The following is a 19,880-nucleotide window of genomic DNA, read 5'->3' as shown; positions in this document are numbered from 1 at the left end:
TCGAACGGGAGATCATTAAATTTAAAATTTACGAAAAAATGGGAAGTGTTAAGAATTTAAAAAAAGACATCAACTTTGTATTAGGAGATATTATTGAAGCAGTTTATATTTATGAAATGACTTCTTCAGGAAAACCGTCAGACAAAACCAATGCCATCATTGATGAGGCGATTGCTTCTTTTGATGCTTTGATTACAAAAGTGAATGCTAAGAATGTGGAGAACAAAAAAGCACATTTCAAACAAATCAACGCCGAATTAGAACAAACTGCTAATCAATTGGTTGAAAAAATCAACGCTTTGTAAGCATAAAAAACAATAAAAAAGTGCAAAATTATTTTGGAGAATTCATTTTCGCTATTATATTTGCACTCACATTGAGACGCCAGCATAGCTCAGTTGGCTAGAGCAGCTGATTTGTAATCAGCAGGTCGTGGGTTCGAGTCCCTCTGCCGGCTCAATACGAAAACCATCACTAACCAGTGGTGGTTTTTTGTTTTTATGGGCGTCAATATTTCTGAAAACCTTCTTGTAAATCATTTCAATTTGTATCTTTATAAGCTGCAATAAATTGAAATGCAGTAAGTAATATTCCCATAAAGAGTTGTAATTATAATAAAGATTAATAATATGTGTGCAAAAAATGAATTTATGCAAGAGGCTATCAACCTGTCTATCGAAAATGTAAAATCGGGAAAAGGCGGGCCTTTTGGTGCAGTAATCGTGAAAGACGGTAAAATTATTGCCCGCGGAGCCAATGGAGTAACTTCAACAAATGATCCTACGGCACACGCAGAAGTAGTCGCAATCCGCAACGCTTGTAAAGAATTAGGAACGTTCCAATTAGACGGATGTGAAATTTATACCAGCTGTGAACCCTGTCCAATGTGTTTGGGCGCTATTTACTGGGCACGACCGGACAAGATGTACTTTGCTAATACAAAAAATGATGCAGCCGATATTCAGTTTGACGATCAGTTTATCTACGAAGAATTAGAATTGCCTTATCACAACCGTAAATTGTCTACCGAACAAATGATGCGTGAGGAAGCTTTGGAGGCTTTCAAATTATGGTCAGAAAGCCTCAATAAAATAGAATATTAATCGCAGTCGCGTATGATTCAATTTATATTAAATAATCGATTGGTTCAAACCGACAGAGCGGCCAGTACTACTTTGCTCGATTTTATTCGGTATGACGAAAACCTACGCGGAACCAAAATCGGCTGTCGCGAAGGTGATTGCGGAGCTTGTACCGTATTAATCGGTTCACTCAAAGAAGGAAAAGCGGAATACATCAGTGTGACTTCCTGTTTAACGCCTTTAGCTAACGTATGCGGCAAGCATGTTGTAACGGTTGAAGGGTTGAATTTGCCTGAAAAATTGAATCAGGTACAACAAGCCATGGTCGATTGTTCAGGAACGCAATGCGGATTTTGTACGCCGGGCTTTGTAAACTCGATGAGTGGTTTTGCGTTGACTTGTTCAGAGCCAACCGTTGAAAAAGCCATCAGTGCCATTGACGGCAATATTTGCCGTTGTACAGGATACAAAACTATAGAACGTGCGGCTGCCAAAGTAACCGAGCAACTGCTGCAAAAAGATCAAAAAGAGCCTTTATCCTGGTTGGTTGCCAATAATTTTGTGCCCGATTATTTTTTAACAATTGAAGAAAGATTAAAAGAATTCCAATCTGAATACTCATTCACCGGTCAGATCCCTATTGGTGGTGGAACCGATTTGTACGTTCAGAAACACGACGAATTGCACGATATGGATATGGACTATCTGTTCGATAAAAAAGAATTGAACGGAATTACATTCGAAGGGAATCAGTGTATATTGAAATCTTCGGTAACAGTCTCGGATTTAATAGCAAATGAAGCGCTATTAAATGCTATTCCTAATTGGTATAATTATCTAAAATTACTTTCGTCTACACCAATTCGAAATATTGCTACCATTGCCGGAAATATTGCTAATGGTTCGCCTATTGGAGATTTCACGATTATTCTTTTAGCCATGAAAGCTCAATTGATATTGACCAATAAAGAAAATGCCAGTCGAAAAGTTATGCTGAAAGATTTTTATTTGGGATACAAAACCTTAGATAAAAAAGCGGACGAAATCATTTCTGAGATTGCATTTGAAGTACCCACTTCAAGTAAATTCCATTTCGAAAAAGTATGCAAACGCCAATATTTAGATATTGCCAGCGTGAATACTGCTATAACTGTTTCTACTAATGGAACTGCCATTATTGATGCTGATGTTTCTATGGGAGGCGTTGGGCCGATTCCGAAATATTTGACTGAAACCAGTGCTTTTTTAATCGGAAAAGAACTGACCGCTGCTACTCTAAAAGAAGCAGAACAACTGTTGCAAACTGAGCTGGCTCCAATAAGTGATGCCCGAGGCACTGAAGAGTATAAAAGACTTTTGGCGCGTCAATTGTTCTTTGCCCATTTCATTGCGCTATTTCCTGAAACTATAAAAATCGATGACTTATTATGATTAATATAGATGCTCATAACCACGTAAAAGGAAAATCCATTTATCTGGATGATATTCAGGAAATTCACGGAACGCTTTACGCATTGCCGTTTGATGCTACGGTAGCTCATGCCAAAATAAAAAGTATCGATTTAGAATCGGCACTAAAAACCAAAGGCATAGTGACCATTTTGACGGCGAAAGATATTCCGGGTCAAAATCAAATCGGAGGTATTTTTCCTGACGAGCCTTTATTGGCCGATGGTGAAGTGCATTTCCGCGGACAGGTCATTGCCATCATTGTAGGTACTACCGAACACCATTGTCGTGTAGCGGCAAAACGGATAAAAGTAGTTTATGATGAATTGCAGGTTATTACCGATCCGAGGGAAGCCCAGAAACAAAATCAGTTAATTATGCCTCCCCGACAATTCAAGTTGGGTGATACAGCTTCTGCCTGGTCGCAATGCGATTACATTTTTGAAGGCAGAAGTGATGTCAACGGGCAAGAACATTTATATATAGAAACTCAAGGTGCTTATGCTCGTCCCAAAGAAGACGGAAGCATCATTGTTTCTTCTTCTACACAAGGGCCAACGGCTGTGCAACGTATGGTTGCTCAAGTATTGGGAATTCCGATGCATAAGATTGAAATTGATACCGTTCGTTTAGGTGGCGGTTTTGGTGGGAAAGAAGATCAAGCAACTCCTTGGGCTGTTATGGTAGCTTTGGCAGCGCAGCATTTACACAAACCGGTAAAAATGTCGATGCACCGCATGGACGATATGCGCATGACAGGAAAGCGCCATCCGTATTCGGCCGATTTTAAAATTGGTTTGAATAAGGATTTGAAAATCATCGCTTACGAAGTAACTCATTATCAAAACGCAGGAGCCGCCGCCGATTTATCGCCGGCCGTTATGGAACGAACCCTATTTCATTCCACGAATGCGTATTTTATTCCAAATGTAATTGCTAAAGCCTACAGTTGTAAAACTAATTTGCCACCTAACACAGCGTTCAGAGGTTTTGGTGGTCCTCAAGGAAAATTTGCCATTGAAGCGGCAATTGTGAAAGCTGCTGAATCGTTGGGAGTAAGTCCGGCTGTAATTCAGAAGGCAAATTTGGTACAAGATGGCGATGAGTTGTCGTATGGACAAGTTTTGCAACAAGTAGAAGCACAAAATGCTTGGGAAACCTGCATGAAAAGCTACGATTACGAAAGTCAGAAGAAACGAGTTGAGGAGTTCAATGCCAATAATACACGATTCAAAAAAGGCTTAGCGATTCAACCGATTTGTTTCGGGATTTCGTTTACCAATACCATGATGAACCACGCTCGTGCTTTGGTACATATTTATCATGACGGAAGTGTGGTGGTTAGCACCGGTGCCGTTGAAATGGGACAAGGGGTGAATACCAAAATGCTGCAAATCGTGGTGGAAACATTTGGCATCAAACCTTCAAAAGTCCGAATTGAATCGACTAATACGTTGCGTGTGGCCAATACGTCACCAACGGCTGCCAGTGCGGGAGCAGACCTGAATGGGAAGGCATTGCAAATGGCCTGTAACGCTTTGTTGGAACGATTGAAAGCTGTAGCTCAAAAAGAGTATACCGACCAAATTATTGAATTGAAAGAGGAGATGGTTTATGCCAATGAGGTAAAAACTGAAATCACTTGGAATGAATTAATCACCAGAGCGTTTACCCAGCGTGTGGCTTTGAGCGAAAACGCTCATTATGCCACGCCAACCATTCATTACGATAAAACCAAAGAGAAAGGTCATCCGTTTGCATATCACGTGTACGGTACGGCCATTCATGAAGTTACGGTCGATTGTTTGAAAGGAACTTATGATTTTGACAGCGTGAATATTGTGCACGATTTCGGAAAAAGTATGAACCCAACGATTGACAACGGTCAGATAGAAGGTGGCTTGGTACAGGGAATGGGTTGGATGACTTTGGAAGAAATCATATATAACGAACAAGGACGATTGGTTTCGAATGCATTATCGACTTACAAAGTTCCTGATATTTATTCGGTCCCAAAAGTGATTAACATTCAACACCTCGAAACTGAAGGCCATGAACTCGCTATTAAAAAATCAAAAGCTGTGGGTGAACCACCATTGATGTATGGAATCGGAGCTTATTTTGCCATTCGCAATGCTGTGAAAGCTTTTAATCCTGATGCCGATTTAGCTGTAAATGCACCGTACACGCCCGAGAAAGTGTTGATGGACTTATACAAGAAGTCATAAACCACCAATAATTTAAGGATTATGGTGATTGATTTCTATAAAAAAGTTCAGCAAGTACTTCAGCAAGAAAAAAGACTGATCCTGATGGTGGTCATTGCCAATGTAGGCAGCAGCCCCGGAAGAAAAGGCTTTAAAATGTTGGTGTCCAAACAGCAAATGTACGGCACGATTGGTGGCGGCATCATGGAGCACAAATTGGTAGAGTTTGCCGAAAGTCTTTTGGATAAACCGCATTTTGAACCTTTCATAAAACGTCAGATTCACGATAAATCGGCACCCAAAGACCAGTCGGGGATGATTTGTTCCGGTCAGCAAACGATTGCTTTTTATGATGTTGATTCCAATTATTTTTCTTTGTTAGATGAGGTACTTTCTGATGAAGTTGTTACTATTAATTATTCGAATTTCGGTATAGAAACACACCAGCCTGAAGCGAGTGAATGGTTGTTTTCAGAAACTAATTCTTTGATTCAAAAGGTATACATTGTTGGCGGAGGTCACGTGGGTTTGGCGTTAAGCGAAATACTGTCCAAATTGGATTTTGAAATTCATTTGCTGGATCATCGGGAAAATCTGAATACGATGGAAGCGAATCATTTTGTTAAATCCAAAGCCGTAATCGAATTTGAATCTATAGAAAATCACATCCCCGAAGGCGATAACGTTTATGTTGTAATTATGTCCTTCGGTTACCGAACCGATGATATTATTATTCGACGTTTATTGGGGAAAAATTTCAAATACATAGGGATGCTGGGCAGCGCGGCAAAGATTGAAACGCTATTCAAAAACCTCGAAGCTGACGGATTTGATAAAAATCAAATTGCTAAAGTATATGCGCCAATTGGCATTGACATCAAAAGCGAAACGACCTATGAAATTGCTGTTAGTGTAGCGGCCCAACTTATAAAAATCAGAAACCAAGATCGATGATTTCCGTAAACGAAGCCTTTTCGATTTTAAATCAAATCACTTTTTTTCTTAAAGAAAAGGAAGTTTTTTTGTTGGAATCTCGCAATCATATTTTGGCTGAAAATCTATATTCTCCAATAAACATGCCACCGTTTCGGCAATCGAATATGGATGGATTTGCACTTTGTCTTCATGATGCTTTAGAATATGAAATTATAGGGGAAGTAAAAGCCGGTGATGAAAATCAACCGGAGCTTCAACCCGGTCAAGCGGTTAAAATATTTACCGGAGCTGCGGTTCCTGATTCAGCACAAGCGGTAATTCAAATTGAAAAAGTTGCGGTAATTGGTAATCAATTACAACTTGAAGAACAAATAGCAGCTCAGACCAACGTCAGACCGTTAGGCTCTCAAATCAAACAAGATGATGAAGTATTGACCAAAGGAACATTTCTCAATGCAGCCGCTATCGGTTTCTTAGCCGGATTGGGTTTTACCAAAGTTAAAGTATATCAAAAGCCAACATTAGCCATTGTTGTTACCGGAAATGAATTAGTGCAACCCGGTCAACCGTTACCTAACGGAAAAGTCTACGAGAGCAATGCAGTCATGCTGCAAACGGCTTTGTATAGTACTCATTACAATGAGGTAAAACGGTATGAAGTTAATGACGATTTTGAAGGGACAAAAACGATTTTGGAGAAAGCATTGGACGAAAATGATGTGGTTATGGTTTCGGGCGGGATTTCTGTTGGGGATTATGATTTTGTGAGCAAAGCATTAGAAAGTTTGCAAGTAGAAACACTGTTTTATAAAGTGAATCAAAAACCCGGAAAACCGTTATTAGTTGGAAAGAAAGACAGAAAATTAATTTTTGCCTTGCCCGGTAATCCAGCGGCGAGTTTAACCTGTTTTTATGTTTACGTGTTGCCAACTTTGCAGCGCTTGTCAGGAATGACAGTTTTCTATGAATCCAAAAACACTTCGCTTTTAGCTCATGATTACAATGTAAACAATTCCCGAGATCAGTTTTTAAAAGCAGTAGTAACAGAAGAAGAAGTGACTATCCTTCCGTATCAGGATTCTTCAATGCTTAATTCTTTTGCTATAGCGAATGCTTTGGTGTATTTACCCAATGGAAATTATCAAAAGTTGAAGGGTGATAAAGTTGTTTTTTACCCTGTTTAGCCATTAAAATACTCATTACCTTTGTTTTACTAAATAAAAAATATGCTTTTACCGGATATTATAAATTCTCCTTTGCTGCTGGTTTTGTTACTGGTAGTTGCCTTTTTATACGCGAGTGTCGGACACGGTGGTGCCAGTGGTTATTTGACATTAATGAGTTTGTTTGCTTTTCCGGTAACCTTCATGAAACCCACAGCTTTGGTGTTGAATATTTTGGTTTCGGCCATTTCGTTTTATTTTTTCTACCGAGAAAAAAAGTTTGAATGGAAATTGTTTTATCCGTTTGCTATTACTTCGGTTCCTTTTTCATTTTTAGGCGGAATGATTACCATGGAAACCCGCTATTATAAAATAGCATTAGGTACTGTCTTAGTATTTGCCGTAGCCCGATTGTTAGGGTTGTTTGGCAATGAAAAGACGGTGCGAAAACCATTAAACATATCACTAGCTTTATGCATAGGAGCCCTTATAGGATTTCTTTCAGGATTACTCGGCATTGGCGGAGGCATTATTTTGAGTCCGGTCATCTTGTTATTAGGCTGGGCCAATATCAAACAAACGGCGGCGGTTTCGGCTTTATTTATTTTTGTGAATTCTATTTCTGGGCTTTTTGGATTTTTATCTAAAGGAGGAACTTTGCCAACTGCATCGCTGTCATTGATTATTGTAGCCCTCATAGGCGGAATACTTGGAGCCTATTACGGAAGTAGAAAATTCAATACACTGACTTTACGAACTGTTTTGAGTTTTGTACTCGGAATAGCCATTCTAAAATTATACACAACCTAAGTTATGACTATAATATGTGTTTTAAAATATTATGGTATCATCAGTGATATACTGGAGACGGATAGTGATTTTGCGGAGTTTACCGCTTTCACTCCGACTCTGAATCATATAAAGTTGGCACTCGAAAACTCGTCTCCCGAAATCAAAAAGGTGGAGTATATATTTGCCGTCAATCATAAGATTGCTTCCGATTTGACATTGGTATTGAAACACGGTGATGAGATTGCACTGTTACCGGCTTTTTCAGGAGGATAATTCAGAATAAAATGCACAACAAACGATATAATAAACAAATTCAGCTGTCTGAAATAGGTATTTCAGGTCAGGAAAAACTCGGGAGGGCTAAAATATTAGTCATTGGTGCCGGAGGATTGGGCTGTCCGGTATTGCAAAACTTGGCCGGAGCTGGTGTAGGTCATATTGGGATTGTGGATGGTGATGTGGTGGAAGAAACCAATTTACACCGTCAGTTTTTATATGTCAAAGAGGACTGCGGAAAACTCAAAGTCAAAGTTGCCGCTGAAGCAATTTTAAAGCAAAATCCAGAAGTTGAAGTGATTCCGTATACAGATTATTTTACCACAAGTAATGCCTTTGAAATAGCTTCCGATTACCAAATTATAGTGGATTGCACAGATAACAATGTGACCCGATATCTGATTAACGATGTAGCATTAGCAAAAGGAATTCCAATGGTATATGCCTCCATTCACAAATTTGAAGGGCAGCTTTCGGTTTTCAATTATAAAAACGGACCAAGCTATCGTTGCCTGTTTCCTGAGCCTGTAAATTCCGGTTTGGTGTCAAATTGTAATGACTCCGGAGTTTTAGGTGTTTTGCCTAATGTTTTAGGTGTAATGCAAGCCAATGAAGTACTTAAGATTATTTTAGAAATTGGAGAAGTTTTGAGCGGAGTGTTGCTTTTGTACAATGGTTTGAATGTCAATTTTCAAAAAATGAATTTTCAAAAAAACAAATTGGAAATAGATAAAGGACTGCAAAACGGACAGGCCATTTTAAATCTTCAGGAGACTACAGAAGTTAAAATTATAAAGGCTAAAGAATTTTGGCAAATCATAGATAATCCCAATGTTTTAGTGGTTGATATTCGGGAGTCTTATGAAGAACCAAAACTAGATATTCCCACAATAACAAAGGTTCCGTTGGCACAACTCGAAGGCTTTTTAAAGACATCAGACAAAGACCGAAGGATTGTTTTATTCTGTCAGCGTGGTCAAACAAGTTTAATGGCTGCTAAGTATTTGACACGGAAGGGTTTCAGTCAGGTCTTTCATTTGGAAAACGGAATCCATGCCTTGGAAAAAGACAAAACAAATTCGGCAATAAATCCCTGAACAAAACTTGTATCTTTTTGATTTAAATCTATATTTGTAGGTTCGCAACTAATTCTTGCGGACTTACTATTGAAAATAAAATAACCTTGCAGGAAAGAAAAATATACAGCCAAAGGGTTTGGGTAAATGACAAGATTCAACCCGCTACTATAAGCTTCCAAAACGGAAGTATTATCGCTATTGATTTCGAAAAACTAACCGATGTTGAAGATTTCGGTAATGCGGTAATCATGCCGGGCGTTATCGACGTTCACGTGCATGTCAATGAACCCGGACGAACCGAATGGGAAGGTTTTGAAACAGCCACTCAGGCCGCCGCAGCCGGAGGTACTACTACTATTATCGACATGCCTTTGAATGCAAGTCCCGTGACGACTACCCTTAAAGCTTTCGAAGAAAAACTGGAAGCCTCCAATGGAAAACTCAATGTAAATGTGGGTTTCTATGCCGGATTGATTCCCGGAAACACACCCCATTTGGAAGCAATGATGAAAGCAGGTGTAGTAGGAGTGAAGTGTTTCCTCACGCATTCCGGGATTGATGAATTCCCCAATGTCACTGAGAAAGATTTAGACCAAGCCATGCCAATAATTGCGAAGTATCATTTACCATTATTGGCGCATTGTGAGTTGTATGACAATGAGGTTGATTGCGATTTTGAAAATAATCCAACAAGTTACCGGCATTATTTATTTAGTAGACCAAAACAATGGGAAAACGATGCTGTTGATTTGATGATACGGAAATGTCGTGAACATAATTGCCCGGTTCATATAGTGCATGTGGCTTCCGCTGAAGCTTTGAGTATGATTGAGGTTGCAAAGAAAGAAGGGTTGCCAATAACTGCTGAAACGTGTACCCAATATGTTTTTTTCAACGCAGAAATGATACCGGATGCGAGTTGTATTTACAAATGTGCGCCGCCTATCAGAGAAAAATCCAATAATGATCAGTTGAAACAAGCTTTTGCGACTGGAGTTTTAGATTTTATGACCACCGATCATTCACCGGCTCCACCGAGTATCAAAGAAATGGGAAGTGGTAATTTAAAGAAAGCTTGGGGAGGAATCGCCGGAATTCAGTTTTTATTAAATGGTTCTTGGACTGCGATGAAAGATACCTTGTCTTTGGAACAGTTTATCCCTTTGGTAACCTCGAAACCTGCGGATTTTATTAAAGCTAAAAACAAAGGAACCATTGAGATTGGTAAAGACGCTGATTTCGTGATTTGGAATCCTGAGGGAAGTGAAATAATTAAAGAAGATAATGTGTTATTCCGCTATAAAATAAGTCCGTATATCGGTCAAAATTTATACGGGACTGTTAATGAAACAATTGTAAACGGAGTTACCGTTTATCAAAATAAAACAATAAAGAATAAAAATAAAGGACAATGGCTTTTGCAAAAGTAACAGAGATTATCAAAGAATCACCGGCATTTACACAACTTACGGACTTAGCTGCTGAGCGTTTAGGTGGAAAAGTATTGTATGCTACGGATGATTTTTTTGCCGAAAAAGAGAATTTGATACTACCCACACGAGGGGTTTTTATAGCTGATAAATATACCGACCGAGGGAAATGGATGGACGGTTGGGAAAGCCGACGCAAAAGAACACCCGGACATGATTGGGCGGTTATTCAATTAGCTACTTCGGGGAAAATTACCGGTTTTGATATTGATACCAATTTCTTTTTAGGCAATCATCCGCCACATGCTTCCATTGAAGCCGTTAATTTGGAAAGTACTGAAGGAATCACTGATTGGGAAAACGTGGCTTGGAAAGAAATTTTACCAAAATCACATTTAGATGCCGGTTCACAGAATTTTTACGAATGTGAAAGCGATGAAATCTTCACGCACTTACGTTTGCATATTTATCCTGATGGGGGCGTGGCTCGTTTACGCGTCTATGGCGAAGTTTTCAAAAACTGGGATGCTGTATCAACTACTGAAGAACTTGATTTGGCAGCTGCCATCAATGGTGGTCAGGCCATTGCTTGTAACGATATGTTTTTCAGTGCCATGAGTAATTTGATTATGCCGAATCGCGGTGTCAATATGGGTGACGGATGGGAAACCAAAAGAAACCGAACACCTAACAACCGTGACTGGGTTATTTTGAAATTGGCGCACAAAGGCATTGTCGACAGAATCATTGTGGATACCTGCCATTTTAAAGGAAATTATCCTGATAGTTGTTCCATTGAGGCCTGTATTTCCGATACTGATGATGTGATGAATGCCGATTGGAAAACATTATTACCGCAACAAAAGTTGAGCGCTGATAACATTCACGAGTTTGTGCAGGAAGTTACTACTTTAGGTGCTGTGACCCATATCCGATTGAATATCTTTCCTGATGGCGGCGTGAGTCGATTACGAATTTTTGGAAAAATCAGTAAGTAGTGAAAATTAACTTATTCATATTGATCATCTTGTATGTGGTCTATTTCAGTGTTTTAATTACACTGGGGTATTTGTCATACAGAATGCCGAAACTAAAAGTCAGTAAAGCCGAAGAGCATTCCGAGGAAACAGAGGATATTAAAGTTTCGAGTCAAAATTACATCTACACCGGTATACTTTTGACGATAGTAGGGATTTTGGTCAATACCTACTTTTTGGTGCAAGGAACGCCATTGGAAAGCCACATGATGGAGTGGCTCAATATCGTCATTCGTTTGATGCATATTACTTTCGGTATTGCCTGGATTGGTGCCTCGTTTTACTTTGTGTTTTTGGAGAATGCTTTAAACCGAACGGAAGATGTACGCGAGGAATTGGCCGGAAATCTTTGGGCGGTTCACGGTGGCGGATTTTATTATTTGGAAAAATATAAGATAGCGCCAAAGACGATTCCGAAGCATTTGCATTGGTTCAAATACGAAGCCTATTTCACTTGGTTGTCCGGTTTCTGCTTGTTGTTTGTAGTGTATTATTTTAATGCTTCCGCCTTACTTATTGACAAGAATGTTCTTGACATTAGTGCCACGCAAGGTATATTGACAGGGGTTGGTTCTTTTGTTGTTGCCTGGCTGTTGTATGATATCATGTGCAAATCAGCTTTAATCAAAAATCAATTGGCTTTTGCTCTTGTTGGTTTTGCTATACTGATTGGATTTGCTTTCTTCTATTGTCATGTCTTTAGTGCCCGTGCGGCTTATATTCATTTTGGAGCTATGATAGGCAGTATCATGGTAGCCAATGTGTTCTTTGTGATTATACCTTCACAAAAGGCAATGGTAAAAGCGGCCAAATTGGGACAACCGTTGGATTCAACCTTAGGGAAAAAAGCCTTGGCGCGTTCGTTGCACAACAACTACTTTACTTTGCCGGTCTTGTTTGTCATGGTGAGTAACCACTTTCCATCCACTTTCGGGTCTGAATACCCTTGGTTGATTTTGGCGATTATTTCGTTAGGTGCTGCCGGTGTGAAGCATTACTTGAATCTGAAAGAAAAGAAACAACTCAACGTATGGATTTTACCGGTATCAGTGGTTATCCTTTTGGCGGCGTGTTTTATTACGGCACCGAGTACCAATCCTTACGAATGTAAAAAGGAAGTCAGTATTACCGAAGTACAAGCTATTGTGCAAAAACGTTGTGTTCAATGTCACTCGGCCAATCCTACGGATGATGTTTATAAAGCAGCGCCCAATGGTGTAATGTATGACACTCCGGAAGATATATACAAAAAGAAAGATTTGATTATGCAGCGTGTGGTGATTACCAAAACCATGCCGCAGAACAATAAAACCAATATTACCGAAGAAGAGCGTAACACTATTCGTTGTTGGATTGAACAGGGTGCGAGCTTAAAATAAATACGATATGAATTTATCAACATTCAATACTTTAGATAAAGAATCGGCAGCCAAAGAGCTGTTTGCCTGCTGTGGTTCGACCCGATTCGTTGATGTAATGATGACACACTTTCCTTTTGCTTCCGAAAAACAATTGGTAGACTTGTCAACCGATATTTGGTATAACCAATGCAGCGAAACCGATTGGAGAGAATCCTTCACACACCACCCGAAAATTGGGGATGTCAAAAGTCTGACTGAGAAATTTGCCGGGAAAGAGCAAGCCGGTGTAGCCGTAGCGACTCAACAAACGATTCAAGCTTTGGCCCAAGCAAATGCAGACTATGAGGCCAAAAACGGTTTTATTTTCATTGTTTGCGCCACCGGGAAATCGGCGGATGAAATGCTGCAAATCCTTTTGGATCGATTAAAAAACGAACCGGAAGAAGAGTTGAACATTGCGATGGGCGAACAACAAAAAATTTCCATCATTCGATTTAAAAAGTTATTAACCGAAGGCGATTTCAGTTTCTTGAAAGTGAGTCAAATCACAACGCATGTTTTAGACACAGCTGTCGGGTTGCCGGGGAAGAATATCTCTATCAGATTGCAAGCAAAACGCAATAATGTATGGCAAACTATTGCACAAGGTATTACCAATGGTGATGGTCGCATTCCTGATTTGTTGCCACAAGACAGAAATCTAAAGCCTGATACCTACAAAATGGTTTTTGATACCGGTCGTTACTACCAACAGCAAAACCTGAAAACGTTTTATCCCGAAGTAGAAATTCAGTTTACCACTTTTGACGAAACCCATTATCACGTTCCGTTGTTAGTAAATCCTTTTGGGTACAGTACCTACAGAGGTAGTTGATAAGAAAGAAGTAAGAGCAAGAAAACAGTATATAGAGAATAGATATTAAAAATCAGAATTATGACAATTCCCAATGATAAAAAGGAACAATTGTTCCAAAGCTTGAGCAAAGCTAATAACACTTTTAACGAAATATATCCTGGTGACCGCAGCGAGCGTCAACCGGTACATACGTTATATGGCGGTGCCAATTTGTTCAAATCGGATGCCCCAATGACACTGGGACAAAGAGCCTTAGAAATTTTAGAAACCTACGCGCCGAATCACGAAGTGTTCGGGAAAGCGTTTGGCTTGACTGGGGGGAATGATTTCAGCAAACGTATCTATGATAAAGTGGTTGCCAAATTAAAATCGGAAGCCATTGAAGATTTCCGTATTGATTTTGAAGACGGTTACGGCAACAGAAGCAATGAAGAAGAAGATGCTACAGCAGTTACGGCAGCCAAAGAAGTGGCTAAAGGAATGACTGATAACACTCTTTCACCATTTATAGGTATTCGTATCAAACCGTTTACGGAAGAAATGAAAGAACGCGGGTTACGCACTTTAGATATCTTCTTAAGTACTTTAGTAAAAGAAACGGGAGGGAAGTTACCGGAGAATTTTGTGGTAATGTTACCGAAAGTGACCATACCGGAGCAACCGGAAACCTTAGCCAATTTCTTTGCTATTTTGGAGGAAGAATTAAAACTGTCGAAAGGAATCCTGAAAATGGAAATGATGGTAGAAACGACACAAGCGATTATGGCCATAGACGGAACCAATCCGTTATACAAATTCATTAAAGCAGCACAAGGACGTTGTATTGCCATGCATTTCGGAACGTATGATTATACGGCCAGTTGCAGTATTACGGCCAAATATCAGGAAATGGATCACCCTGTTTGTGATTTTGCCCACCATATGACTAAAGTAGCTTTGGCCCATACCGGCATTTGGTTAAGTGACGGGGCTACGAACACGATGCCTATCGGTCCGCACCGTGGGGATTTGACTCCGGAACAGGAAGAAGAAAACAGACAAGTGGTACACAGAGCCTGGAAAAAAGGGTATGATCATATTCGTCATTCATTATGGAATGGCTATTACCAAGGTTGGGATTTGAATCCGGCACAGTTTCCAATGCGTTATGCTGCGGTGTATGCGTTCTTTTTGGAAAGTTATGATGATGCCGTAGACCGCTTGAAAACTTTTGTGGAAAAAGCGGCGAGAGCCACTTTAATCGGAGATGTATTTGATGATGCCGCTACCGGTCAAGGGTTGCTGAATTATTTCCTCAGAGCGTTAAACAGTGGTGCTATTACCGAAGAAGAAGTATTAGCTACGGGATTGACTTTAGACGAAATTCGCGGTCGCTCTTTTAAGAAAATTTTGGAAAACAGAGCTGCTAAATGATGACTGCCGAGAAACCTAAAAAAAGTTCCTTTATTTCCGGTCCCATATCGGCGGAGTTCATCGGGACGGCAATTGCCAAGCATCAAACGAAAACTTCGATTGGGGCACACAATATTTTTTTAGGTCAGGTTAGGGCTGATGAAATTGACGGTAAAAAAGTAATTGCCATTGAGTACTCCGCTTATGAAGAAATGGCAGAACAAATTTTGTACGACATTCGTGAAGCGGCTTTTGCTAAATATGAATTGACATGCCTTCATATTTACCACAGTTTAGGCATGGTAAAAGCGGGCGAAATTTGTCTTTTTGTATTTGTATCGGCACCAAGACGAAAAGTAGTCTATGACGCTTTACAGTTTTTGGTGGAAGCCATCAAAGAAAAAACCCCGGTTTTTGGCAAAGAAATTTTGGAAGACAAAACATATATCTGGAAAAAAAACACCTGACATGGTTGATATTACGCATAAAATAACGACACTCAGAACAGCTACCGCACAAGCTATTGTGACCGTTGGTTCCGAAGATACTATTCGGGCGGTTTTAGACAAAAAAGTGCCTAAGGGTGATGTGTTGGAAGTCGCCAGAACGGCCGGATTATTTGCTGTGAAAAATACATCAAACAGCATTCCTGATTGTCACCCTATGCCAATTGAGTTCACCGGAATCGAGTATGAATGTCTGGATGATAGTATTAAAATAGCGGTAACAGTAAAAACTATTTACAAAACCGGTGTTGAGGTGGAAGCCATGCATGGGGCTTCAATTGTGGCGTTGACGATATATGATATGTTGAAACCTATTGACAAACAAGTGGAAATTTCTACGGTCAAATTAGTACATAAAAAAGGAGGGAAGTCGGATTTTGGCACAGCTGAGAAACTCGACTTAAGTGTAGCTGTAGTCGTTTGTTCCGACAGTGTTTCAGCCGGAAGTAAAGAAGACCGCTCGGGTAAAGTGATTACTGAAAAACTGCAAAAATTGGGATTAGAGGTAACACAATACGATATTATTCCGGATAGAGTAACCGAAATTCAACACACCCTTCACAGCCTTTGTGCACAAAAAATGGATTTGATTATCCTGACCGGAGGTACCGGTTTGTCTCATAATGATGTTACCCCCGAAGCTTTGATTCCGCTCTTGGACAGAAGGATTCCTGGTATTGAAGAAGCCATTCGTTCCTATGGCCAAGAGCGTACTCCTTTTGCCATGCTTTCCCGAAGCGTGGTAGGTTTCAAGGGAGATACGCTTGTAATGGCCTTGCCCGGTTCTGTTAGCGGTGCTTCAGAATCCATAGATGCTGTTTTTCCTTCTGTGTTGCATTTGTTTAAATTATTGAACGGATTTGACCATGGAAAACGATAAATTACTCGAGGATTCTTTTGGTCGCAAACACGATTATTTGCGTATTTCAATCACAGAGCATTGTAATTTACGGTGTACCTATTGTATGCCCGAAGAAGGGATAACCCTTACACCGAAACCCCATCTGATGACTGCAGATGAAATCATTGCGATTGCAAAAACTTTTGTGGAATTGGGAGTAAAAAAAATCAGGTTAACGGGAGGAGAACCTTTGGTCAGAAAAGATGCCAGAGAAATTATTTTGGCCTTGGGAAAACTAGCCATAAACTTGACCATTACAACCAACGGCATTTTGGTACACCATTTCACCGAAACGTTCAAAACAGCCGGAATCAGAACGATAAATATCAGCATAGACAGTTTAGTCAAAGATAAATTTAACACGATAACACGCCGTCATTATTTTGAAACAGTTCAGCAAAATATTGATTTATTGCTTCGGGAAGGTTTTCGGGTGAAGCTCAATATCGTTTTAATTAAAGGATTTAACGATGTTGAGATTATTGATTTTATTGCGCTCACGCAACACAAAAACATTCAGGTTCGCTTTATAGAATTCATGCCGTTTAATGGAAATCAATGGGACAAATCCAAATTAGTAAGCTATGCCGAAGTGTTGGAAACCATCCAAACACAATATAAAATCAGTAGTATAGAACGTTTGATAGATTCCGCGAATGACACCGCCAAAAACTTTAAAATAAAAGACTTTAAAGGCAGTTTTGCCATTGTTAGTTCGGTAACCAATCCATTCTGTAGTACTTGTAACCGCATTCGATTGACCGCAGACGGGAAGTTGAAGAATTGTTTGTTTTCCAATACGGAAACCGCTTTACTGGAGACTTTGCGCGCGGGCGAATCAATCCTTCCTTTGATTCATCAAAATTTGTCAAGCAAAAATGCCGTTCGCGGCGGAATGGATGACGATTTGAAATTTCAAAATCCGACACTTTTTTCACAAAATCGCAGCATGATTGCCATAGGTGGGTAATTGATTGTTTTTCTAGTTTAGAACCTTGTTAATAAGTTTGTTACGTCCAATTTGTGATTGGTGTTTTTCCTCGTAATTTTAAATGACTAACCAATCATGGTCATCCATGGTTTAAATCAAATCGTATGAGAAAACTATTCGCAGAATTTTTTGGGACTTACTGGCTTGTTTTTGGCGGCTGTGGCAGTGCTTTGTTTGCCGCCGGAATCCCCAACTTAGGTATTGGGTTTATGGGCGTTTCTTTAGCTTTTGGATTAACAGTTTTGACCATGGCTTATGCTGTGGGACACATTTCGGGCGGGCATTTTAACCCGTCTGTTTCTTTTGGACTTTGGGCTAGCGGTCGATTTTCGGGTAAAGATTTACTGCCTTACATTATCTCACAGTGTTTGGGTGGGATTGCCGCTGCCGGTACTTTGCTCTTCATTCTTACAGGAAAAGGTGTGGTGATTGATAATACCAAAGCCGGAGCCTTTGCGACCAACGGCTATGGGGCCTTTTCCCCTGATGGGTATTCGATGACTTCGGCTTTTGCGGCCGAATTTGTTTTGACCATGTTTTTCTTGCTAATCATTATTGGTGCTACAGATAAAATGGCGAATGGTAAATTTGCCGGTGTGGCCATTGGTTTAGGACTGACTCTAATCCACCTGATTAGCATCCCAATTACAAATACTTCGGTAAATCCGGCCCGTTCTACTTCGCAGGCCTTGTTTGCCCAAGGCGAGCCGTTGTCACAGCTTTGGCTGTTCTGGGTAGCCCCGATTGCCGGTGCTTTGGTTGGCGGATTTATTTATAAAATGCTTCTGAGCAACAAGGAAGTGTAATAAAATAACCGAACATTTTTTATAAAGAGAAAAGAGTGAAACATTCGTTTTTTTCTCTTTATTTTTGAAGAATGAATTCACTGTTTCCCAAAGAAAAAATAACTTTCAACCTTCCCGATGCGGATATTGAGTATTATCCCAGTTTTTTTGATGGCCTTCGTGCTGCTGAGTTTTTTGATAAACTGAAAAATGAAATTCCCTGGCAGCAAGATGAAATAACAGTTTATGGAAAGACCCATCCTCAACCGCGTTTGACGGCTTTGTTTGGTAATGAAGGGAATCCTTATAGCTATTCAAACATTGTAATGCAGCCCCATCATTGGACTCCGTTACTCATGTTTATTAAAAATGAAATTGAAGAGATTTGCCAAGAAAATTTCACCACAGTTTTACTCAATTTTTATCGTGACGGTAAAGACAGTAATGGTTGGCATGCCGATAACGAGAGAGAACTGGGCCGTAATCCTGTAATTGCTTCGGTGAGTTTTGGTGCGGAGAGAAGTTTTCAATTGCAGCACAATTCAATCAAAGATCAAAAACTGAAAATCAATCTGGAACACGGAAGTTTGTTGATAATGAAAGGAACTACTCAACATTTTTGGAAGCATCAGATTCCGAAAACCGCCAAGCCTGTTGGCCCACGAATAAATCTTACATTTCGGATAATCAAATAATTTCTTTCTTATATTAGAGATAAAATTGAACGAATGAACGATATAATTCAGTATTTCTCAACGATTCCTTCCTCGCACCGAGCTTTGATTTTGGCCGGAGGAATAGCTTTTTTCTGGTTGATTGAAACGGCTGTTCCTTTCATTAAATTCGGTTATAACAAATGGCAACATGCTGGAATCAATATTTTTTTTACAATAACCACAATGATTGTCAATTTTTGTTTGGCTCTGATTTTAATATCGACAGCCAATTGGACCAATGAAAATCGATTTGGAATTTTATATTGGTTACCCGTCAGAAATTTGTGGTTGCATACCATTCTGGGGCTCTTACTGATGGATTTAATCGGAGCCTATTTGGTTCATCTGATTGAGCACAAAGTACGTTTCTTATGGCGTTTTCATTTGATCCATCATACCGATACTTATATTGATACAACTTCTGCCAACAGGCACCATCCGGGCGAAAGTGTGCTCCGTTTTATTTTTACCACTTTGGGTGTTTTAGTTATCGGAACTCCAATGTGGATGGTGTTTTTGTATCAAACGCTTTCCGTAGTGGCTACACAATTCAATCATGCCAATATAGTATTGCCTAAACAATTGGATACTTTTCTGAGTTACTTTATAGTATCGCCCGACATGCATAAAGTTCACCATCACTATGTGTTGCCCTATACGGATAGTAATTACGGTAATATATTTGCTGTTTGGGACCGGCTTTTCGGGACCTTCAAAACCTTAGACCGAGACCAACTGATTTATGGTGTTGATACCCATATGAAGCCTGAAGAAAATAATCGATTGGGAAATTTACTGTCAATTCCTTTCCAGAAATACCGTTCGCCCAAATCGTAGGATTAAAAAAATAAGAGCCTGATTTGGGAACTAATTATTTTTTTTATTAATATTGAAATACAAATAAGTCAGTTGAAATCTATT

20 protein-coding genes and 1 tRNA gene are annotated in these 19,880 nt (G+C 39.7%); all 21 read left to right on the top strand.

Going from position 1 to position 19,880, the window contains the following annotated elements; all coding sequences use genetic code 11:
• The first annotated feature begins 38 nt into the window (after positions 1–38).
• Positions 39–305 (top strand): hypothetical protein, encoded by a 267-nt coding sequence (locus tag ACSVH6_RS09385; protein WP_438077797.1) that lies wholly within the window; start codon positions 39–41, stop codon positions 303–305.
• A 78-nt stretch (positions 306–383) separates the two neighbouring features.
• Positions 384–457: transfer RNA gene (locus ACSVH6_RS09380), tRNA-Thr, on the top strand.
• Between the two features lie 193 nt (positions 458–650).
• Positions 651–1,103, top strand: coding sequence for a nucleoside deaminase (locus ACSVH6_RS09375; RefSeq protein WP_438077795.1), 453 nt, complete (start codon positions 651–653; stop codon positions 1,101–1,103).
• Between the two features lie 12 nt (positions 1,104–1,115).
• Positions 1,116–2,513 carry an FAD binding domain-containing protein gene (locus ACSVH6_RS09370; RefSeq protein ID WP_438077793.1) on the top strand — a complete coding sequence of 466 codons (1,398 nt, stop codon included), beginning with the start codon at positions 1,116–1,118 and terminating at the stop codon, positions 2,511–2,513.
• Complete coding sequence (locus ACSVH6_RS09365; protein ID WP_438077791.1) at positions 2,510–4,759, top strand: xanthine dehydrogenase molybdopterin binding subunit; 2,250 nt, start codon at positions 2,510–2,512, stop codon at positions 4,757–4,759. Before ACSVH6_RS09370 ends, ACSVH6_RS09365 begins: the two co-directional genes overlap by 4 nt.
• A gap of 21 nt (positions 4,760–4,780) precedes the next feature.
• Positions 4,781–5,692 (top strand): XdhC family protein, encoded by a 912-nt coding sequence (locus ACSVH6_RS09360; protein WP_438077789.1) that lies wholly within the window; start codon positions 4,781–4,783, stop codon positions 5,690–5,692.
• Complete coding sequence (locus tag ACSVH6_RS09355; RefSeq protein WP_438077788.1) at positions 5,689–6,858, top strand: molybdopterin molybdotransferase MoeA; 1,170 nt, start codon at positions 5,689–5,691, stop codon at positions 6,856–6,858. Before ACSVH6_RS09360 ends, ACSVH6_RS09355 begins: the two co-directional genes overlap by 4 nt.
• Before the next feature lie 42 nt (positions 6,859–6,900).
• The gene (locus ACSVH6_RS09350; RefSeq protein WP_438077786.1) at positions 6,901–7,647 is read left to right on the top strand and encodes a sulfite exporter TauE/SafE family protein; all 747 of its coding nucleotides are present in this window, start codon (positions 6,901–6,903) and stop codon (positions 7,645–7,647) included.
• A gap of 3 nt (positions 7,648–7,650) precedes the next feature.
• Positions 7,651–7,902: a MoaD/ThiS family protein gene (locus ACSVH6_RS09345; RefSeq protein ID WP_438077784.1), complete on the top strand. Its 252-nt coding sequence runs from the start codon at positions 7,651–7,653 to the stop codon at positions 7,900–7,902.
• 11 nt (positions 7,903–7,913) lie between these two features.
• Positions 7,914–9,002, top strand: a complete 1,089-nt coding sequence (locus ACSVH6_RS09340; protein ID WP_438077782.1) for a ThiF family adenylyltransferase — start codon at positions 7,914–7,916, stop codon at positions 9,000–9,002.
• 86 nt (positions 9,003–9,088) lie between these two features.
• The gene (gene allB, locus ACSVH6_RS09335) at positions 9,089–10,414 is read left to right on the top strand and encodes an allantoinase AllB (RefSeq protein ID WP_438077780.1); all 1,326 of its coding nucleotides are present in this window, start codon (positions 9,089–9,091) and stop codon (positions 10,412–10,414) included.
• Positions 10,396–11,412: an allantoicase gene (alc, locus tag ACSVH6_RS09330; protein ID WP_438077779.1), complete on the top strand. Its 1,017-nt coding sequence runs from the start codon at positions 10,396–10,398 to the stop codon at positions 11,410–11,412. Before allB ends, alc begins: the two co-directional genes overlap by 19 nt.
• A complete protein-coding gene (locus tag ACSVH6_RS09325) occupies positions 11,412–12,830 on the top strand; it encodes a urate hydroxylase PuuD (RefSeq protein WP_438077777.1) in 1,419 nt (472 codons plus the stop codon). The genes alc and ACSVH6_RS09325 overlap by 1 nt, the downstream gene beginning before the upstream one ends.
• A 7-nt stretch (positions 12,831–12,837) precedes the next feature.
• On the top strand, positions 12,838–13,686 hold the full coding sequence (gene uraD / locus ACSVH6_RS09320) for a 2-oxo-4-hydroxy-4-carboxy-5-ureidoimidazoline decarboxylase (RefSeq protein WP_438077775.1): 849 nt from the start codon (positions 12,838–12,840) through the stop codon (positions 13,684–13,686).
• A gap of 60 nt (positions 13,687–13,746) precedes the next feature.
• Complete coding sequence (locus ACSVH6_RS09315; RefSeq protein WP_438077773.1) at positions 13,747–15,081, top strand: DUF6986 family protein; 1,335 nt, start codon at positions 13,747–13,749, stop codon at positions 15,079–15,081.
• Complete coding sequence (locus ACSVH6_RS09310) at positions 15,081–15,527, top strand: molybdenum cofactor biosynthesis protein MoaE (protein ID WP_438078015.1); 447 nt, start codon at positions 15,081–15,083, stop codon at positions 15,525–15,527. Before ACSVH6_RS09315 ends, ACSVH6_RS09310 begins: the two co-directional genes overlap by 1 nt.
• 1 nt (position 15,528) lies before the next feature.
• The gene (moaCB, locus tag ACSVH6_RS09305) at positions 15,529–16,446 is read left to right on the top strand and encodes a bifunctional molybdenum cofactor biosynthesis protein MoaC/MoaB (RefSeq protein WP_438077772.1); all 918 of its coding nucleotides are present in this window, start codon (positions 15,529–15,531) and stop codon (positions 16,444–16,446) included.
• Positions 16,433–17,437 (top strand): GTP 3',8-cyclase MoaA, encoded by a 1,005-nt coding sequence (gene moaA, locus ACSVH6_RS09300; protein ID WP_438077770.1) that lies wholly within the window; start codon positions 16,433–16,435, stop codon positions 17,435–17,437. Before moaCB ends, moaA begins: the two co-directional genes overlap by 14 nt.
• Positions 17,438–17,562: 125 nt before the next feature.
• Positions 17,563–18,264, top strand: a complete 702-nt coding sequence (gene aqpZ / locus ACSVH6_RS09295; protein ID WP_438077768.1) for an aquaporin Z — start codon at positions 17,563–17,565, stop codon at positions 18,262–18,264.
• A gap of 71 nt (positions 18,265–18,335) precedes the next feature.
• A complete protein-coding gene (locus ACSVH6_RS09290; protein ID WP_438077766.1) occupies positions 18,336–18,938 on the top strand; it encodes an alpha-ketoglutarate-dependent dioxygenase AlkB family protein in 603 nt (200 codons plus the stop codon).
• Positions 18,939–18,971: 33 nt separating this feature from the next.
• Complete coding sequence (locus tag ACSVH6_RS09285; protein WP_438077764.1) at positions 18,972–19,796, top strand: sterol desaturase family protein; 825 nt, start codon at positions 18,972–18,974, stop codon at positions 19,794–19,796.
• Positions 19,797–19,880 lie beyond the last annotated feature (84 nt).

It is taken from the genome of Flavobacterium sp. XGLA_31, from assembly GCF_051547105.1.
In the GTDB taxonomy this organism is placed as follows: domain Bacteria; phylum Bacteroidota; class Bacteroidia; order Flavobacteriales; family Flavobacteriaceae; genus Flavobacterium.
The sequence above is the reverse complement of the archived record's forward strand: the minus strand, read 5'-3'. Positions and strand labels throughout refer to the sequence as shown.

Excerpts from the sequence above, each read along its gene's own strand:
- ACSVH6_RS09385 (WP_438077797.1), top strand. The coding sequence starts at position 39 with ATGGGAAGTGTTAAGAATTTAAAAAAAGACATCAACTTTGTATTAGGA.
- ACSVH6_RS09375 (WP_438077795.1), top strand. The coding sequence starts at position 651 with ATGCAAGAGGCTATCAACCTGTCTATCGAAAATGTAAAATCGGGAAAA.
- ACSVH6_RS09370 (WP_438077793.1), top strand. The coding sequence starts at position 1,116 with ATGATTCAATTTATATTAAATAATCGATTGGTTCAAACCGACAGAGCG.
- ACSVH6_RS09365 (WP_438077791.1), top strand. The coding sequence starts at position 2,510 with ATGATTAATATAGATGCTCATAACCACGTAAAAGGAAAATCCATTTAT.
- ACSVH6_RS09360 (WP_438077789.1), top strand. The coding sequence starts at position 4,781 with ATGGTGATTGATTTCTATAAAAAAGTTCAGCAAGTACTTCAGCAAGAA.
- ACSVH6_RS09355 (WP_438077788.1), top strand. The coding sequence starts at position 5,689 with ATGATTTCCGTAAACGAAGCCTTTTCGATTTTAAATCAAATCACTTTT.
- ACSVH6_RS09350 (WP_438077786.1), top strand. The coding sequence starts at position 6,901 with ATGCTTTTACCGGATATTATAAATTCTCCTTTGCTGCTGGTTTTGTTA.
- ACSVH6_RS09345 (WP_438077784.1), top strand. The coding sequence starts at position 7,651 with ATGACTATAATATGTGTTTTAAAATATTATGGTATCATCAGTGATATA.
- ACSVH6_RS09340 (WP_438077782.1), top strand. The coding sequence starts at position 7,914 with ATGCACAACAAACGATATAATAAACAAATTCAGCTGTCTGAAATAGGT.
- alc (WP_438077779.1), top strand. The coding sequence starts at position 10,396 with ATGGCTTTTGCAAAAGTAACAGAGATTATCAAAGAATCACCGGCATTT.
- uraD (WP_438077775.1), top strand. The coding sequence starts at position 12,838 with ATGAATTTATCAACATTCAATACTTTAGATAAAGAATCGGCAGCCAAA.
- ACSVH6_RS09315 (WP_438077773.1), top strand. The coding sequence starts at position 13,747 with ATGACAATTCCCAATGATAAAAAGGAACAATTGTTCCAAAGCTTGAGC.
- ACSVH6_RS09310 (WP_438078015.1), top strand. The coding sequence starts at position 15,081 with ATGACTGCCGAGAAACCTAAAAAAAGTTCCTTTATTTCCGGTCCCATA.
- moaCB (WP_438077772.1), top strand. The coding sequence starts at position 15,529 with ATGGTTGATATTACGCATAAAATAACGACACTCAGAACAGCTACCGCA.
- moaA (WP_438077770.1), top strand. The coding sequence starts at position 16,433 with ATGGAAAACGATAAATTACTCGAGGATTCTTTTGGTCGCAAACACGAT.
- aqpZ (WP_438077768.1), top strand. The coding sequence starts at position 17,563 with ATGAGAAAACTATTCGCAGAATTTTTTGGGACTTACTGGCTTGTTTTT.
- ACSVH6_RS09290 (WP_438077766.1), top strand. The coding sequence starts at position 18,336 with ATGAATTCACTGTTTCCCAAAGAAAAAATAACTTTCAACCTTCCCGAT.
- ACSVH6_RS09285 (WP_438077764.1), top strand. The coding sequence starts at position 18,972 with ATGAACGATATAATTCAGTATTTCTCAACGATTCCTTCCTCGCACCGA.